This window comes from Acidovorax sp. Leaf73 (assembly GCF_916855635.1).
GTDB lineage: Bacteria > Pseudomonadota > Gammaproteobacteria > Burkholderiales > Burkholderiaceae_C > Acidovorax > Acidovorax facilis.
The window spans coordinates 1-1,163 of record NZ_CAKASI010000016.1 but is presented as its reverse complement, the minus strand read 5'-3'; the positions used below and the strand labels follow the sequence as shown (position 1 = coordinate 1,163).

Genomic DNA, 1,163 nt, shown 5'->3' with positions numbered 1-1,163 from the left:
GAGACGATGATCTTGGCGGCCGTGAGTTCGGGGCGGTCGCTCTTGGCGATTTCGCTGCCCATGAAGCTGCTCTTGCCAGCGTCTGCGGTGGCTGCGGCGGTTTCAACGGCTGCGGAACCGCCCGTGGCGGCTGCGGCGTCAAAGCCCGTGGCGCGCACGGTGATGACCTTGACGCTGTCGGCGCTTTGCACGGTGGCAATGGCGTTGCCTGCGTAGATGGGGCGCTCGAAGGTGCCGGCTGAAATCACCTTGGTGATGTCGCTGACCTGCGCCACGTCCAGCTTGGCGGCCACGCGGGGGGCCACGTTGCGGCCGCTGGCGGTGGCGGGGAACAGGATGTGGCTGTAGTTGCCTGCGATGGCGAGCACTTGCGCGGCCACGTTCTCGGCCAGGCCGTGTTCCAGGCCAGGGGCGTCGGCGTGGATGACCTTGGCGACACCGGCGATCTGGGCGGCTGCGGCGGCGGCTGCACCGGCGTTGTGGCCGGCCACCAGCACGTGCACATCGCCGCCGCAGGCCACAGCGGCCGTCACGGTGTTCAGCGTGGCGCCCTTGATGGACGCGTTGTTGTGTTCAGCAATAACGAGTACCGACATTTAGATCACCTTCGCTTCGTTCTTGAGTTTCTCGACCAGAGCGGCCACGTCGGCCACCTTGATGCCAGCACCGCGCTTGGCGGGCTCGGTCACCTTGAGGGTCTTCAGGCGCGGAGCCACGTCCACGCCGAGGTCTTCGGGCTTGACGGTATCGAGCTGCTTTTTCTTGGCCTTCATGATGTTGGGCAAGGTGACGTAGCGGGGCTCGTTCAGGCGCAGGTCGGTGGTGATGACCGCTGGCAGCGACAGCTGCAGGGTTTCCAGGCCGCCGTCCACTTCACGCGTCACGCTGACCTTGTCGGCCGACAGTTCAACCTTGTTGGCGAACGTGGCCTGGGGCAGGTCGGCCAGGGCCGCGAGCATCTGGCCGGTCTGGTTGGCGTCGTCGTCGATGGCTTGTTTGCCCAGGATGATGAGACCGGGCTGCTCTTTGTCCACCAGGGCCTTGAGGATCTTGGCAACGGCCAGGGGCTGCAGCTCGACGTCGGTTTCCACCAGGATGGCGCGGTCTGCACCGATGGCCATGGCAGTGCGCAGGGTTTCCTGGCACTGGGCCACGCCGCAGGA

Annotated in this window: 1 protein-coding gene and 1 pseudogene; both read right to left on the bottom strand. The window is 66.0% G+C overall.

Annotation, left to right across the window (positions count from 1 at the left end; translation table 11 throughout):
* Positions 1-596, bottom strand: a pseudogene (locus tag LPA35_RS26050) (electron transfer flavoprotein subunit alpha/FixB family protein); the annotation flags it as partial.
* Positions 597-1,163: electron transfer flavoprotein subunit beta/FixA family protein (locus LPA35_RS26045; RefSeq protein WP_228900256.1), on the bottom strand; the 567-nt coding region annotated here is incomplete at its 5' end. It abuts the pseudogene before it with no gap.